A 15,452-nucleotide genomic window follows, 5' to 3' on the forward strand; every position below is an offset into this window, starting at 1 on the left:
CTCAGGGCGTGGCGGCCCCGGGGGCCGTCGGGGCCAGCGCTTCCAAGCGGGCCTGGGCGAGCCGGGTGTCGAACCCCGCCGGTCGCTCGTGGGCCGCGTCCAGGGCGAGGCGGTAGTAGCGGGCGGCCAGGGGCGGTCGGTGCAGGCGGTCCAGGGCCACCGCCAGGTTGTAGAGCGCGTCCGGGTTGTCGGGGGCAGCGCTGTGGGCGGCGAAGAAGGCCTGCTGGGCCTCGCCCCAGCGTTGCTGTCCGGCCAGCAGGTTGCCCAGGGCGAAGTGCAGGGCGGCGTTGCCCGGATCGCCGGTCAGCAGGGCCTTCAGCCGGCTCTCGCCGATGGCCTCGTGCTCGCCCTGGAGCCCCGTCAGCCCGGCCAGGGCAGGGCCGTGGCGGGGATCGGCGATGAGGGCGCGGCCGTAGAGCGCCGCGGCCCGTTCCATCTCCCCGCGCCGGGCGGCCAGCAGGCCCAGGGCCGTCAGGGCGTCCGGGTTGTGCGGATCGGTATGCACTATGGCCCGGTAGGCCTGCTCCGCCTCGTCGAACCGACCGGCCTGGAGCAGGGCATGGGGGCGGTCGAGGGGGTTGGTTCCTGTGTCAGGGGCATGGCGGCGGAAGATGGGGGCGTCGGTGGCATCGATAGCCGTGGCGTTGTTTGGCACCCGTTTGGGGTCTGGCGGCGTAGTGGGGGCGTTGCGGGGTGTTTGGGTCGAGGGGGCCGTTACCGCCTCGGGGTTTGCCGGGGCGGCCAAGACGGTGGGGGGCACGGGGCTGTCGGCTGTGGCGGCCGGAGCAGGGGGCGGCGGTGCGGTGCCGGCGGATGCGTTTGCCGGGGTGGCACCGAACGGTGGGTGCCAGGCCAGGACGGCAGCGACCAGGAGCGCCGCGGTGAGCGCTCCCGCACCCCAAAGCCAATAGGGGCGCGGAGTTGCCGGTGCTGGTCCTGCCTCTGGGGGGGATTCCCCCCACGGGGCGTCGCGCCGGGCGGTCGGTTTGGTCGGTTCGCGGTGTCGGGGCGGCTCCGCTTCCGCCAGGGAGAGTGCCGCGGTGGCCGGGGTGGGATACCCATCGACGGCCGGGTGGTGGCCCCAGGTCATGGGCGCTGGCCTCCATCCAGCGGTGTGGCCGGCGCCAGCTGCCAGCGGGGCGTATCGCCCTGGAGGAAGGCGGGGCCGGGCAATTGTTCGCGCAGGGCGGCGTAATCCCCCGCCAGGCTGGCGTCGCGGACGATGGTCGGGCGCAGGAAGATCACCAGCTCGCCCTTGGCCGTGGCGTCGTTGCGGTTGGTGAACAGGGCGCCGAGGCCGGGCAGCCGGTGCAGGCCGGGGATGCCCTCGTCCTGGTTGTCCACGCTGTCTTCCATCAGCCCGCCCAGGACGGCGATGTTGCCGTTCTCGATGCGCAGTACCGATTCCATCTCCCGGGTGCGGATCACCGGGATCTGGCTGACGATGTCCTCGGCGAAGCCATTGCTGGCGCTCTTCTTCAGGGCCGGGTTGGGGTCCCGCACCTGGCCGATGATGCGCGAGATGCTGGGGCGGATGTTGAGGATCACCGTGTCGCCGTCGCCGATCTGGGGCGTGACGTTCATGACGATGCCCACCGGCACCGAATTGGGCGTGGTGGTGAAGGTGGTGACGGTGCTGGTCTGGTTTTGGGTGGTGTCGGCCTTGATGGTGAAGAACACCTGGTTGTCCACCACCTTGAGGATGGCGCTCTGGTTATTGAGAACGCTCATCTTCGGGCTGGACAGCACCTTCACCGTACCGAAGCTCTCCAGCAGGCTGATCGATGCGGCGATGCCGCCCAGGCGCGAGTCCGGGTTGCGATAGGCCAGTTCGGCGAGGCGGCTGCCGGCAGCGAAGAAACCGGTGGCGCTCGGCGTTTGCAGGGTGAAGCCCTTGCTGCCCAGGGGCAGGCGGCTCCAGTCGATGCCTTGGCGGAAGTTCTCGGTCAGATGGACCTCGGCGATGGTGGCCTCGATCAGCACCTGGCGGCGGGCCGAAGCCAGCACCCGGTCGAGAAATTCCCGGATGCGCTCGTGCTGGCGGGAGGTGGCCCGCACCGTGACCACGCCGCTTTCCGGATGGGCGATCACCGAGGCCGCTTCGCGGAAGGTTGAGCGCCGCACCACCGTGGTGCCATTGCCCTGGAGCGAGGCCGGGTTGGGGCTGGCCGCGATGCTGCCGGCCGCGGCGGCATTGGCGGCGGCGGACAGGGACCGGCCGATGCCGGCGTGGGGTGTGGCACCGGTGCCGGTGGTGGTCTGGCTGGCGGCCTGCTCCACCACGGTCTCGCTGGACCCCTCGGGCAGCAGCTTGTCGGTTTCGCGCAGGATGTCGCGGACGTTGGCGATCAGGGTCTCCCAGAAACGGTTCTGGGCCTTGTTCTCGATGCGGGTCAGGGAATTGTTGCTGGTGGCGCCCGGCGCTGGGGCGGTGGTTCCGGTGGTGGTGCCCGCCACCGCCGCGCCAGTGGCCAGCTGGGTGGCCAGGGACACGGTGGCGCTGGTGTCCCGGCTCATGTTGACGTAGTCCACCTTGTAGTGGCGCAGGAAGGGCGTGTCAGGCATCACCGCCAGATTCGGGCCGTCCAGCTCCCAGCGCAGATCCACCTGCCGGGCGATGCGGGCGAGGAGCTGGGGCAGGGTCTGGTCGATGGCGTTGAGGGTGACCGTGCCGGCGATGCCGGGGTGGATGTCCACGTTGACCTTGGCGTCCCGGGCCAGGGCGAACAGCAGGTCGTGGACCTTTACGTTGTTAACGACTACCGAGTAGACCTCGGTGCGGGCTGCCGCGCCGGGCTTGGGCGGCGGCAGGAGCAGGGGCTGGGTCACCAGCGGGGGCGGGGTGCCCGGCGTGGGCCGAAGGGTGTCCGTTTCAGTCAGGTGGGCTGACGAGGGAGGCCGGGGGGCGGGGGCGGAACAGGCGGTCGCCAGAAATGCCAGGGCCAGCCAAAGCATGGCCCCACGGATGCGGCGGCGCCATGGCAGTCCGCGAGGTGGCGGTGGATGGATGAACGAACCGTCTGGCACAGCAACCTCCCCTGGAAGAATGCTGCTGGGTTGTTTTTATGATATTGGAATTGTTTCTGGATTGTAGCCAGACTGTCGCGGAAATGTCACGTACCTGGGGCGCAGAGAATTCCGGGGCAGGGCGGAAAGGCGCTTCTGCTACAATGCGCACCTTTGTCAGGCCTCCGGGCGCCGTTCGGCTGCTCATTCCAATGTGCTGGCGGCAGTGTTGCCGCCGATGCCCAGGCCGTTATTTCTCCAGGACTTTTTTGCCAGCCGTGACTTCCGAGAGTCTCGTCGAAATACGCGACCTGCACTTCGCCTACGATGCGGATCGCCCCATCCTGTCCGGGATCAACATGCGTTTCCCCCGGGGCAAGGTGGTGGCCATCATGGGCGGGTCAGGCTGCGGCAAGACCACCCTGCTCAACCTGATCGGCGGCCAGCTGCGGCCGTCCTCGGGCGAGGTGCGGGTGGACGGCCGCGAGGTGGCGGCCATGGACGAGGCCGAGTTGTACGCCCTGCGCCGGCGCATGGGCATGCTGTTCCAGTTCGGCGCCCTGTTCACCGACATGTCGGTGTTCGACAACGTGGCCTTCCCGATCCGCGAGCACACCGACCTGCCCGAATCCCTGGTGGCCGACTTGGTGGCCATGAAGCTCCAGGCCGTGGGCCTGCGCGGCGCGGCCCAGCTGGCGCCCCGGGAGCTGTCCGGCGGCATGGCGCGCCGGGTGGCCCTGGCCCGGGCGGTGGCCCTGGACCCGATGCTGGTGATGTACGATGAGCCGTTTACCGGCCTGGACCCCATCTCCCTGGGCATCATCGGCCAGTTGATCCGCAAGCTCACCGACGCCTTGGGGGCGACCTCGATCATGGTGACCCACGACATCCAGGAATCCCTGCAGATCGTGGATTACATCTACTTCATGTCCAACGGCCGCGTGGTGGCCGAAGGCACGCCGGACCAGATCCGCAATTCCACCGACCCGTTCGTGCACCAGTTCGTCCATGCCGAGGCCGACGGGCCCGTGCCCTTCCACTACCCGGCGCCGCCCGTCGCCTCCCTGCTGGAGCCCCGTCGTGCTTAAGCGCCTGCTGTCCCGCCTGGGGGCGTCCGTGGTCGATTCGCTGTGGCGGCTTGGTTTCGCCGCCCGCTTCTTCTGGGCCATCCTGACCCATTCCGGTACCGCCCTGGTGCGCTTCAACCTGACCATCCGGGAAGTGTTCTTCTCCGGCGTGATGTCCCTGGTGATCATCCTGGTCTCGGGCCTGTTCGTCGGCCTGGTGCTGGGCCTCCAGGGCTACGACACCTTGCAGCGCTACGGCTCTTCCGAGGCCCTGGGCATCCTGGTGGCCCTCTCCCTGGTGCGGGAGCTGGGGCCGGTGGTGGCGGCATTGCTGTTCGCCTCCCGGGCCGGGTCGTCGATCACCGCCGAGGTGGGCATCATGAAAGCCTCGGAGCAGCTCAAGGCTATGGACATGATGGCGGTCAACCCGATCGCCCGGGTGGTGGCGCCGCGCTTCTGGGGCGGGGTCATCTCCATGCCCCTCCTGGCCGCCCTGTTTTCGGCCATGGGCATCTTCGGCGGCTGGCTGATCGGCGTCCAGTTCATCGGCGTCGACGACGGCGCCTTCTGGTCCCAGATGCAGGCTTCCGTGGATTTCCGCACCGACGTGCTCAACGGCGTGATCAAGAGCGTGGTGTTCGGCATTGCCGTCTCGTTCATCGCCGTCTTCGAAGGGTTCGACGCCACTCCGACCGCCGAGGGTGTGTCGGCGGCGATCACCCGTACCGTCGTCACCTCGGCGCTGGCCATCCTGGCGCTCGATTTCGTACTCACCTCGTTCATGTTCCGGGGACTCTGATGAAACGTACCGTGCTCGACCTGTGGGTCGGCGCCTTTGTCGCCGTCGGCATCGCCGCCGTCCTGTTCCTCGCCCTCAAGGTGGGCAACCTGTCCGCCGCCAACTTCGCCGAGACGTACCGCCTCGAGGCCCGCTTTGATAACATCGGCGGCCTCAAGGTGCGCGGCCCGGTCAAGAGCGCCGGCGTGGTGGTGGGCCGGGTGGCCGACATCCGCTTCGACCCCGAGACCTACGAAGCCGTGGTGACCCTCAACATCGAGTCCCGCTACCGCTTCCCCAAGGACACCTTCGCCTCCATCCTCACCGCCGGCCTGCTCGGCGAGAACTACGTCGGCCTCGACGTGGGCGGCGAGGAGAAGAAGCTCCAGCCCGGCGACACCATCGCCAAGACCCAGTCCGCCGTGGTGCTGGAAAAGTTGATCAGCCAGTTCATGTTCAACAAGGCGTCCGAAGGCGACGCCGACAAGAAGTGACCCGGCCGGCGCCCTGCCGCTGCCGCCCTTGCCAACCCTCTCACGACCAAACCTTTCAGGACACGCCATGACTTCGATCCGCAAACTTGCCGCCCTGAGTCTTCTCGCCAGTCTGGTGCTGACCGGCTGCGCCACCACCGGCGAAAACCCCAAGGACCCCTGGGAGCGCCAGAACCGGGCCGTCTTCGCCTTCAACGAGGGGGTGGACAAGTACGCCCTCAAGCCCGTCGCCCAGGGCTACGACTACGTGCTGCCGACCCCGGTGAAGACCGGCGTCACCAACTTCTTCGACAACATCGGCGACCTGTGGATCGGGGTCAACAACCTGCTTCAGGGCAAGCCGGCGGACGCAGCGAGCGACCTCGGCCGCCTGCTGATCAACTCCACCGTGGGCATCCTCGGCGTATTCGACGTGGCCACCCCGATGGGGCTGGAAAAGCATGAGGAAGACTTCGGCCAGACCCTCGGCCGCTGGGGCGCCGAACCCGGGCCCTACGTGGTCCTGCCGGTCGCCGGCCCCCGCGACGTGCGCGACAGCGGCGGCCTGGCGGTGGACCTGCTGACCGACCCCCTGTCCTACTATCCCCACCAGGTGGCGGTGCGCAACTCCCTGCGGGGCGTGCGCCTGGTGAACAACCGGGCCGTGCTGCTGCCCGCCGAGAAGGTGATCGACGAGGCGGCCCTGGACAAGTACAGCTACCTGCGTGACGCTTACCTGCAACGCCGGCGCAACCTGGTGTACGACGGGAATCCGCCGCGCCCCAAGGACGACGACGAATAAGCGTCCACCCATGACAGAGACGCCGCCGCGGGACGCCAGTCCCGCGTGGCTTTTTTACCCCAGCCAGACGGAAACGCGATGATGAAACGACTTCTCTCCCTCGCCTCGACCCTGCTTGCCCTGGCCTGCGCCGCCCCGGCCATGGCCGACGACGCTCCCGACGCACTGGTCAAGCGCGTCACCGAGGACGTGCTGCAGATCGTGCGCGGCGACAAGGACATCCAGAGCGGCAACACCCAGAAGGCCATCGCCCTGGTCGAGGCCAAGGTGCTGCCCCACTTTAACTTCAACCACATGACCGCCCTGGCCATGGGCCGGGACTGGAACAAGGCCAACCCCGACCAGAAGAAGGTGCTGGTGACCGAGTTCCGTACCCTGCTGGTGCGCACCTACTCCAATGCCCTGACTGCCTACAAGAATCAGACCATCGAGTACAAGCCGTTCAAGATGCAGCCGGCCGACACCGAGGTGCTGGTGCGCACCCAGGTCAACCAGCCCGGCGGCAAGCCGGTGCAGATCGACTACAACCTGGAAAAGCTCGACGAGGGCTGGAAGGTCTTTGACGTGGTGGTGGCGGGCGTCTCCCTGGTCACCAACTACCGCGACACCTTCACCCAGGAAGTGCGCGCCGGTGGTGTGGACGGCCTGATCAAGTCCCTCCAGACCAAGAACAAGGCTTCGGAAGCCAAGGCGGCGGAGCGCAAATGATCGCACTCAAGGACGGGCGCCTCTGCGTCTCCGGCCCCATGACCATGGCCAGCGCCGCCGCCTTGTTGGCGGCGGGGCTGGCTCAACTGCCCCAGGCCTCCGCCGGGGTGGACCTGGCGGGGGTCGAAGCGGTGGATTCGTCAGGCCTCGCCGTGCTGCTCGAATGGGCCCGCGCCGCCGGTCGCCCCCTGGCGGTCACCGCTGCGCCGCCGGCCCTGTCCGCCCTGGCCGCCCTCTACGACCTGGACGGCCTCCTCGGCCTGGCCCCGGCCGCCTGACGGCGCCCCGGCCAGTCGTTTCCGTTTCGTTCCGTTTTCCCGCTCCCTTTCTCCCGCTGTTCCATGGCCATTGCCGTTTCCATCGACCGAGTGGTCAAACGCTTCGGTGCCCTGGCCGCCCTGGACGGCCTCAGCCTGTCGATCGACGAAGGCGAGTTCTTCGGCCTCCTCGGCCCCAACGGCGCCGGTAAGACCACCCTGATCTCCTGCCTGGCCGGCCTGGCCCGGCCCGACAGCGGCCGCCTGCAAGTGCTCGGTCGCGACGTGGTGGCCGACTACCGGGCTGCCCGCCGCCTGCTCGGCGTGGTGCCCCAGGAGCTAGTGTTCGACCCCTTCTTCACCGTCCGCGAAACCCTTCGCTTCCAGTCCGGCTACTTCGGCCTAACCCGCAACGACGACTGGATCGACGAAATCCTGGCTGCCCTGGACCTCACCGACAAGGCCAACACCAACATGCGCCGCCTCTCCGGGGGCATGAAGCGCCGGGTGCTGGTGGCCCAGGCTCTGGTGCACAAGCCGCCGGTGATCGTCCTCGACGAACCCACCGCCGGGGTGGACGTGGAGCTGCGCCAGGGGCTGTGGGCCTTCGTGCGCCAGCTCAACGAGCAGGGCCACACCATCATCCTCACCACCCACTACCTGGAAGAGGCGGAAACCCTGTGCGGGCGCATCGCCATGATGAAACAGGGGAAGGTGGTGGCTCTCGACACCACGGCCAACCTTCTGGCCCGTTTCTCCGGCCACGCCCTGTGGGTGCGTCTGGCCGATCCGGCCCGCCTTCCCGCCGACCTGGCGGCCCGGGCCGTGGCCGACGGGCGTGGCCTGCGCCTGGCCCTGGCCGGCGCCGCCGAACTGGAGCCGACCCTGGCCCGGCTGCGGGAATCGGGCTGTAGCGTTGAAGACCTGCGCGTCCTTCCGCCAGACCTGGAGGATGTCTTTGTGAACCTGCTGCGAGAGGGCGCCCATGGCTGACCTGCACGCCCGCCCGCCGGCCACGCCGGACCGCTGGCTCGGCTTCCAGACCCTGTTCAAGAAGGAAATGCTGCGCTTCTGGAAGGTGGGCTTCCAGACCGTGGCGGCGCCGGTGCTCACCGCACTGCTCTACCTGCTCATCTTCGCCCACGTGCTGGACTCCCACGTGGCGGTCCACGGCGTGCGCTACGCCGCCTTCCTGATTCCCGGCCTGGCGATGATGTCGGTGTTGCAGAACGCCTTCGCCAACTCATCCTCGTCCCTGATCCAATCCAAGGTCACCGGCAGCATCGTCTTCGTCCTGCTGCCGCCCCTGTCCTACCTGGATTTCTTCGCCGCCTTCGTCCTGGCCGCGGCCCTGCGCGGGCTGGTGGTGGGGGCCGGGGTGCTGGTGGTGACGGGTACCGTGGTGGCCCTGGCCGTGCCGGACGCCGGCTTCGCCGTGGCCGCACCGGGCTGGGTGCTGGCCTTCGCCCTCCTGGGCGGCGCCCTGATGGGCGCCCTGGGCCTGATCGCCGGCATGTGGGCCGACAAGTTCGACCAGCTGGCGGCGTTCCAGAACTTCCTGGTGATGCCCCTCACCATGCTGTCCGGCGTGTTCTATTCGATCCACTCCCTGCCGGCCTTCTGGCAGGGGGTTTCGCGCTTCAACCCGGTGTTTTATATGATCGACGGCTTCCGCTACGGCTTTTTCGGCGCGTCCGACGTGGCCCCGGGGCTGTCGCTGGCGGTGGTGCTGGGGGGCTTCCTCCTCACCGCGGCCTTTACCCTCGCGCTGCTCAAGCGCGGCTACAAACTGCGAGCTTAACCATGGTAACAATCCAAGACCTGGAAGCGGCCCTCAAGGCCGGACTGCCCTGCCAGCACCTGGCGGTGGACGGCGACGGACGCCATTTCCAGGCGCTCATCGTCAGCGACGCCTTCAAGGGCCTGTCCCGGGTGCGCCAGCACCAACTGGTCTACCAGGCCCTAGGTGCCAGCATGCAGGACGACCTGGTCCACGCCCTGGCGCTGAAGACCCTGACCCCCGACGAATGGGAGGCCCAGCGTGGATAAGCTTGCTATCGAAGGCGGCCTGCCCCTGGCCGGCGAAATCGCCATCTCCGGGGCCAAGAACGCCGCCCTGCCGATCCTTTGCGCCGGCCTGCTGTCGGCCGAACCCCTGACCCTGACCAACCTGCCGCACCTCAAGGACGTGGCCACCATGCTGCGCCTGCTCGCCCAGATGGGCGTGGGCGTGACCCTGGACGGCGTGGACGGGGTGGTGCTCGAGGGCGCCGGCCTGAACAACCCGGTGGCGCCCTACGAGATGGTCAAGACCATGCGCGCCTCTGTGCTGGTGCTCGGTCCCCTGGTGGCCCGCCACGGCGAGGCCAAGGTGTCCCTGCCCGGCGGCTGCGCCATCGGCGCCCGGCCGGTGGACCAGCACATCAAGGGCTTGCAAGCCATGGGCGCCGAGATCCACGTCGAGCAGGGCTACGTGCACGCCAAGGTCACTGCCGCCAACGGCCGCCTCAAGGGCGCCCGCATCTGCACCGACATGGTCACCGTGACCGGCACCGAGAACCTGATGATGGCCGCCTGCCTGGCCGAAGGCGAGACGGTGATCGAGAACGCCGCCCGGGAACCCGAGGTGGTGGACCTGGCCAACTGCCTGATCAGCATGGGCGCCCGCATCTCCGGCGCCGGCAGCGACGTGATCCGCATCCACGGCGTGGAGCGCCTGCACGGGGCCACCCACTCGATCATGCCCGACCGCATCGAGACCGGCACCTACCTGTGCGCCACCGCCGCCACCGGCGGCGAGGTGCGCCTGACCCGCACCTCAGCGGCCTACCTGGACGTGGTGGTGGACAAGCTGCTCGACGCCGGCTGCGACATCGCCTGCGAGCGCGAGTCGATCCTGATCAAGGCACCCAAGCGCCTCAAGGCGGTGAGCCTGCGCACCGCGCCGTACCCGGCCTTCCCCACCGACATGCAGGCCCAGTTCATGGCCATCAACTGCGTCGCCGACGGTGCCGGGGTGATCCGCGAGACCATCTTCGAAAACCGCTTCATGCACGCCGTGGAGCTGATGCGCCTGGGGGCCGACATCCGCATCGACGGCAACACCGCGGTGGTTACCGGCGTGCCGGCCCTGCAAGGGGCCACGGTGATGGCCACCGACCTGCGCGCCTCGGCCTCCCTGGTCATCGCCGGCCTGGCGGCCCAGGGCGAGACCGTCATCGAGCGCATCTACCATCTGGACCGGGGCTACGAGCGCATCGAGGAAAAGCTCTCCAAGCTCGGCGCCCGGGTCCGGCGCATTCCGTAAGCGCCGGCCGCTGCCGACAGCCGCCGGCGGCATTCCGCAGGCCCCGCCGCCGTCATATTGCCGGCGGCGCGCATCCCTCCCATAATCGGGCGCTCGCCCTGCCCTCAGGGCGAGCCAACCGAGAACATGCAAAAAATCGTGGAGGAGTCATGCGTAAACCCAAGGCATTGTTTGCCGCCCTGGCGGCGGTCGGAATTCTCTTCGGCGGCGTCGCCACGCACGCCCAGGCCCAGTCCTACCGGGCCGAATACCGGCTGTCCACCGTGCTCGGCACCGCCTTCCCCTGGGGCCAGGCCGGCGAGCGCTGGGCCGAGCTGGTCAAGGAAAAGACCCAGGGCCGGATCAACATCAAGCTCTACCCCGGCACCTCCCTGGTGGGCGGGGACCAGACCCGGGAATTCACCGCCATCCGCCAGGGGGTGATCGATCTGGCCGTGGGCTCGACCATCAACTGGTCGCCCCAGGTCAAGGAACTCAACCTGTTCTCCCTGCCCTTCCTGATGCCCGACTACCGGGCCATGGACGCCCTGACCCAGGGCGAGGTGGGCCAGGAGCTGTTCAAGGTGCTGGAACGGCACCAGGTGGTGCCTCTCGCCTGGGGCGAGAACGGCTTCCGCGAACTGTCCAATTCCAAGCGCCCGGTGCGCACTCCGGCCGACCTGAAGGGTATGAAGCTGCGGGTGGTGGGATCGCCCCTCTATAACGAGACCTTCTCCGCCCTGGGCGCCAACCCGACCCAGATGAGCTGGGCCGACGCCCAACCGGCCCTGGCCTCCGGCGCCGTGGACGGCCAGGAGAACCCCCTGTCGGTGTTCGTCGCCGCCCGCCTGGCCACCGTCGGGCAGAAGCACCTGACCCTGTGGCACTACGTGGCCGATCCCCTGATCTTCGTGGTCAACAAGGACGTCTGGGCCAGCTGGTCCCCGTCGGACCGGGAAGCGGTGCGCCAGGCGGCGCTCCAGGCCGGCCGCGAGAACGTGGACAAGGCGCGCAAGGGCCTGACTGCCGCCGACCCCGCCCTGCTCAAGCAGATCGAGGCCGCCGGCGTCGCCGTCACCGTGCCCACCGCCGCCGAGCGCGAGCAGTTCGTGGCCGCCACCCGCCCGGTCTACGCCAAATGGAGCAAGACCATCGGCGAGCCCCTGGTGAAGAAGGCCGAAGCCGCCATCGCCGCCTCCCAGAAGAAGTAATCATGGCCGACTCCCAAAGCCTCCCCGGCGCTACGGCGCCCGGGGAGGGGGGGCGGCTGCCCGCTCCTCTCCCCCTGCTCGACCGCATCGAGCGGGCCCTGATGGCGCTGACCATGGGCCTGCTCTGCCTGATCACCCTGGCCAACGTGGTGGTGCGCTACTTCACCGACATCTCGTTCGCCTTCACCGAGGAAATCTCGGTCTGGCTGCTGGTGGTGATGACCCTGGTGGGGGCGTCCCACGCCTTCGTCCGCCACCACCACATCGCCATCGCCTTCTTCGTCGAACGGCGCGGCCCGGCGGCGCGCTACTGGACGCGCCTGCTCGGCTACGGCGCCTCGCTGCTGGCCTTCGCCGCCCTGACGGGCCTGGGCGCGCGCATGGCCTGGGACGACTACCAGTTCGAGGTCACCTCGCCGTCCCTGGACATTCCCCAGTGGCTGTACACCGTCTGGCTGCCGCTGTTGTCGGCCCTGGTGGTGGTGCGCCTGGTGCAACGCATCGTAGCCGCCCTGCGCGCCGGCCGGGAGGGCGTCTGATGGATTGGCTCCTGTTCGGCCTGTTCGCCGTCCTGATGTTCTCCGGCGTGCCCCTGGCGGTGGCCATGGGCGTAGCTGGCGGTGTGGTGGTGGCCGCCACCGGGCTGGGGGTGATGTCGATCCCCACCAACGTCTATACCGGCATCGCCAAGTACCCGCTGATGGCCATCCCGGTGTTCGTCATCGCCGGCCTGATCTTCGAGCGGGCCGGGGTGGCGGCCACCATCGTGCGCTTCGCCTCGGCGGTGGTCGGCCAGCGCCGCGGCAGCCTGGCCATCGTCGCCATCCTGGTGGCGATGATCCTGGGCGGCATTTCCGGCTCCGGCCCGGCGGATTCGGCGGCGGTGGGGGCGGTGATGCTGCCGTCCATGCTCAAGGCCGGCTACCCGCGCTCGTTCACCGCCGGGGTGATCGCCGCCGCCGGTTCCACCGACATCCTCATTCCGCCGTCGATCGCCTTCGTCATCTACAGCCTGCTGGTGCCCCAGGCATCGGTGCCGGCCCTGTTCGCCGCCGGCATGATCCCGGGCATCCTCTCCGGCCTGACCCTGATCCTGGTGGCCTGGTGGCTGTCGGTGCGCCATGGCTTCGAAGCCGAGCCGGCCGAGCCGCGCCCGCCCTTCTGGCAGAGCTTGAAGGAAGCCGGCTGGGGTTTGCTCGCTCCGGTGATCATCCTCGGCGGCATGCGCTCCGGCTTCTTCACCCCGACCGAAGCAGCGGTGGTGGCGGTGGCCTACGGCGTGGTGGTGGGCATGGTGATCTATCGCTCGCTGTCCTGGAAGGACGTCTACGAGGTGCTGGTGGAATCCGCCGAGATCTCTTCGGTGATCCTCACCGTGGTGGCCCTGGCCAGCGTGTTCGCCTGGGCGAGCAACACCCTGGGCACCTTCGACCACCTGGCGGCGGCCCTGCTCGGCGCCAATCTGCCCGAGGTGGGGATGCTGCTGGCGATCCAGCTGCTGCTGCTGATCGCCGGCATGTTCCTCGACGCCATCTCCATCTACTTCATCTTCCTGCCCCTGCTCATCCCTATCGCCCAGCACTTCCACTGGGACCTGGTGTGGTTCGGCATCATCATCACCATGAACATGGCCCTGGGCCAGTTCCACCCGCCCCTGGGGGTGAACCTGATGGTGACCTGCCGCATGGCCGGGGTGTCGATGGAATCCACCATCCCCTGGGTGCTGTGGATGGTGGTGGCCATGGCCGGCACCATGTTCCTGGTCACCTTCGTGCCGGAAATCGCCCTGTGGCTGCCGCGCCACCTGGGCTACCTGTAAGCCGTCCGGTGCGCTGATCGGCCGGCGCCCGGGAGCGGGGGCGGAACCTGATAAACTACCGGGTTCCGCCCCCGCTTTTTGTGGACTGCCCGTGAGCACCATCACCATCGCCCTGTCCAAGGGCCGCATCTTCGAAGAAACCCTGCCCCTGCTGGCTGCCGCCGGCATTGTCCCGCAGGAAGACCCGGAAACCTCGCGCAAGCTGATCATCCCCACCAACCGGGACAACGTCCGGGTGGTGATCGTGCGCGCCTCCGACGTGCCCACCTACGTCCAGTACGGCGCCGCCGACCTGGGCGTGGCCGGCAAGGACGTGCTGTTCGAGCACGGCGGCGAGGGCCTCTACCAGCCCCTGGACCTGAACATCGCCAAGTGCCGCATGATGGTGGCGGTGCCCGCCGGCTTCGACTACGACAACGCCGTGCGCCAGGGCGCCCGCCTCAAGGTGGCGACCAAGTACCTCAAGGTGGCCCGGGAGCATTTCGCCGCCAAGGGCGTCCACGTGGACCTGATCAAGCTCTACGGTTCCATGGAACTGGCGCCCCTGGCCGGCCTGGCCGACGCCATCGTGGACCTGGTGTCCTCCGGCGGCACCCTCAAGGCCAACAACCTGGTCGCCGTGGAAGAGATCATGGCGATCTCGTCGCGCCTGGTGGTCAACCAGGCGGCCCTCAAGCTCAAGCGCGAGGCCCTGGAGCCGATCATCGGCGCCATCGCCGGCGCGGTGAAGGAGTGACCATGGTCAACATCAAGCGACTCGATTCCCGTGCCGCCGACTTCGACACCCGGCTGAAGGCCCTGCTGGCCTTCGAGTCCGCCCAGGACGAGGGCATCGAGGCCACGGTGGCGGCGATCCTGGCCGACGTGAAGGCTCGGGGCGACGCGGCGGTGGTGGAGTACACCAACCGCTTCGACCGCCTGGCCGTGGCCGGCATGGCCGCCCTGGAACTGCCCCAGGCCGAGCTGCGGGCCGCCCTGGAGGGCCTGCCCGCCGAGCGCCGCGCTGCCCTGGAAACCGCCGCCGCACGCATCCGCACCTTCCACGAAAAGCAGAAGGCCGAAGGCTGGACCTACACCGAGGCCGACGGCACGGTGCTCGGCCAGATGGTCACGCCGCTGGACCGGGTGGGCCTCTACGTGCCCGGCGGCAAGGCCGCCTATCCGTCGTCGGTGCTGATGAACGCGATCCCCGCCAAGGTGGCCGGGGTCAAGGAACTGATCATGGTGGTGCCCACCCCGGGCGGCGAGAAGAACGCCCTGGTGCTGGCCGCCGCCGCCCTGGCCGGGGTGGACCGGGTATTCACCATCGGCGGCGCCCAAGCCGTGGCCGCCCTGGCCTTCGGCACCGCCACCGTGCCCCAGGTGGACAAGATCGTCGGCCCGGGCAACGCCTATGTGGCCTGCGCCAAGCGTCGCGTGTTCGGCATCGTCGGCATCGACATGGTGGCCGGCCCGTCCGAGATTTTGGTGATCGCCGACGGCTCCACCGATTCGGACTGGGTGGCCATGGACCTGTTCTCCCAGGCCGAGCACGACGAGCTGGCCCAGTCGATCCTGATCTCGCCCGATGCTGCCTACCTGGACCAGGTGGCCGCCAGCATCGAGAAGCTGTTGCCCACCATGCCCCGGGCCCAGGTGATCCGCACCGCCCTGGAAAACCGCGGCGCCCTGATCGCCGTGCGCGACATGGACGAAGCCTGTGCCATCGCCAACCGGGTGGCCCCGGAACACCTGGAGCTGTCCCTGGTGGACGCCGATCCCTGGGTGGCCAAGCTGCACCATGCCGGCGCCATCTTCATCGGCCCCTACACCTCCGAATCCCTGGGCGACTACTGCGCCGGCCCCAACCACGTGCTGCCCACCTCGGGCAGCGCCCGCTTCTCCTCGCCCCTGGGGGTCTACGACTTCCAGAAGCGCACCAGCCTGATCAAGGTGTCCCGGGCCGGGGCCCAGACCCTGGGGCGGATCGCCTCCACCCTGGCCGGCGGCGAGGGCCTGCCCGCCCACGCCAAGTCCGCCGAATACCGGCTGGACTGACGGCGGAG

17 protein-coding genes are annotated in these 15,452 nt (G+C 68.8%); 15 read left to right on the forward strand and 2 right to left on the reverse strand.

Features of this window, described 5'->3' with window-relative positions; genetic code table 11:
• Position 1: 1 nt before the first annotated feature.
• Together V7Z98_RS12080 and V7Z98_RS12085 are read right to left on the reverse strand one after the other, a co-directional pair.
• On the reverse strand, positions 2 to 760 hold the full coding sequence (locus tag V7Z98_RS12080; RefSeq protein ID WP_334158255.1) for a tetratricopeptide repeat protein: 759 nt from the start codon (positions 758 to 760) through the stop codon (positions 2 to 4).
• A 326-nt stretch (positions 761 to 1,086) separates the two neighbouring features.
• Entirely contained in the window at positions 1,087 to 2,829 is a 1,743-nt protein-coding gene (locus V7Z98_RS12085; RefSeq protein ID WP_334158257.1) for a type II secretion system protein GspD, read from the reverse strand.
• Positions 2,830 to 3,275: 446 nt separating this feature from the next.
• Between V7Z98_RS12085 and V7Z98_RS12090 the strand changes: the two genes are divergently transcribed.
• The 15 genes from V7Z98_RS12090 to hisD all read left to right on the forward strand — a co-directional run bounded on the left by V7Z98_RS12090 (position 3,276) and on the right by hisD (position 15,444).
• Positions 3,276 to 4,094 (forward strand): ABC transporter ATP-binding protein, encoded by an 819-nt coding sequence (locus V7Z98_RS12090; protein ID WP_442951840.1) that lies wholly within the window; start codon positions 3,276 to 3,278, stop codon positions 4,092 to 4,094.
• Entirely contained in the window at positions 4,087 to 4,872 is a 786-nt protein-coding gene (gene mlaE, locus V7Z98_RS12095; RefSeq protein ID WP_293264400.1) for a lipid asymmetry maintenance ABC transporter permease subunit MlaE, read from the forward strand. Before V7Z98_RS12090 ends, mlaE begins: the two co-directional genes overlap by 8 nt.
• Entirely contained in the window at positions 4,872 to 5,345 is a 474-nt protein-coding gene (gene mlaD / locus V7Z98_RS12100) for an outer membrane lipid asymmetry maintenance protein MlaD (protein ID WP_293264398.1), read from the forward strand. Before mlaE ends, mlaD begins: the two co-directional genes overlap by 1 nt.
• A gap of 67 nt (positions 5,346 to 5,412) precedes the next feature.
• The gene (locus V7Z98_RS12105; protein WP_334158262.1) at positions 5,413 to 6,126 is read left to right on the forward strand and encodes an MlaA family lipoprotein; all 714 of its coding nucleotides are present in this window, start codon (positions 5,413 to 5,415) and stop codon (positions 6,124 to 6,126) included.
• Positions 6,127 to 6,207: 81 nt separating this feature from the next.
• A complete protein-coding gene (locus V7Z98_RS12110; RefSeq protein WP_442951841.1) occupies positions 6,208 to 6,834 on the forward strand; it encodes an MlaC/ttg2D family ABC transporter substrate-binding protein in 627 nt (208 codons plus the stop codon).
• Positions 6,831 to 7,112, forward strand: coding sequence for an STAS domain-containing protein (locus V7Z98_RS12115; RefSeq protein WP_334158264.1), 282 nt, complete (start codon positions 6,831 to 6,833; stop codon positions 7,110 to 7,112). Before V7Z98_RS12110 ends, V7Z98_RS12115 begins: the two co-directional genes overlap by 4 nt.
• 63 nt (positions 7,113 to 7,175) lie before the next feature.
• On the forward strand, positions 7,176 to 8,084 hold the full coding sequence (locus tag V7Z98_RS12120; RefSeq protein WP_293264394.1) for an ABC transporter ATP-binding protein: 909 nt from the start codon (positions 7,176 to 7,178) through the stop codon (positions 8,082 to 8,084).
• Positions 8,077 to 8,892, forward strand: a complete 816-nt coding sequence (locus V7Z98_RS12125; protein ID WP_334158266.1) for an ABC transporter permease — start codon at positions 8,077 to 8,079, stop codon at positions 8,890 to 8,892. The genes V7Z98_RS12120 and V7Z98_RS12125 overlap by 8 nt, the downstream gene beginning before the upstream one ends.
• Positions 8,893 to 8,894: 2 nt before the next feature.
• On the forward strand, positions 8,895 to 9,140 hold the full coding sequence (locus V7Z98_RS12130) for a BolA family protein (protein WP_293264391.1): 246 nt from the start codon (positions 8,895 to 8,897) through the stop codon (positions 9,138 to 9,140).
• Positions 9,133 to 10,398, forward strand: a complete 1,266-nt coding sequence (murA, locus tag V7Z98_RS12135; protein WP_293264389.1) for a UDP-N-acetylglucosamine 1-carboxyvinyltransferase — start codon at positions 9,133 to 9,135, stop codon at positions 10,396 to 10,398. Before V7Z98_RS12130 ends, murA begins: the two co-directional genes overlap by 8 nt.
• Positions 10,399 to 10,547: 149 nt before the next feature.
• A complete protein-coding gene (locus tag V7Z98_RS12140) occupies positions 10,548 to 11,588 on the forward strand; it encodes a DctP family TRAP transporter solute-binding subunit (protein WP_334158269.1) in 1,041 nt (346 codons plus the stop codon).
• 2 nt (positions 11,589 to 11,590) lie between these two features.
• Positions 11,591 to 12,127 carry a TRAP transporter small permease gene (locus V7Z98_RS12145; RefSeq protein WP_334158272.1) on the forward strand — a complete coding sequence of 179 codons (537 nt, stop codon included), beginning with the start codon at positions 11,591 to 11,593 and terminating at the stop codon, positions 12,125 to 12,127.
• Entirely contained in the window at positions 12,127 to 13,407 is a 1,281-nt protein-coding gene (locus V7Z98_RS12150; protein ID WP_293264383.1) for a TRAP transporter large permease, read from the forward strand. Before V7Z98_RS12145 ends, V7Z98_RS12150 begins: the two co-directional genes overlap by 1 nt.
• 91 nt (positions 13,408 to 13,498) lie before the next feature.
• Entirely contained in the window at positions 13,499 to 14,143 is a 645-nt protein-coding gene (hisG, locus tag V7Z98_RS12155) for an ATP phosphoribosyltransferase (protein ID WP_293264381.1), read from the forward strand.
• Positions 14,140 to 15,444 carry a histidinol dehydrogenase gene (gene hisD / locus V7Z98_RS12160; RefSeq protein WP_334158274.1) on the forward strand — a complete coding sequence of 435 codons (1,305 nt, stop codon included), beginning with the start codon at positions 14,140 to 14,142 and terminating at the stop codon, positions 15,442 to 15,444. The genes hisG and hisD overlap by 4 nt, the downstream gene beginning before the upstream one ends.
• Positions 15,445 to 15,452 lie beyond the last annotated feature (8 nt).

It is taken from the genome of Oryzomicrobium sp., assembly GCF_036820405.1.
GTDB lineage: Bacteria > Pseudomonadota > Gammaproteobacteria > Burkholderiales > Rhodocyclaceae > Oryzomicrobium.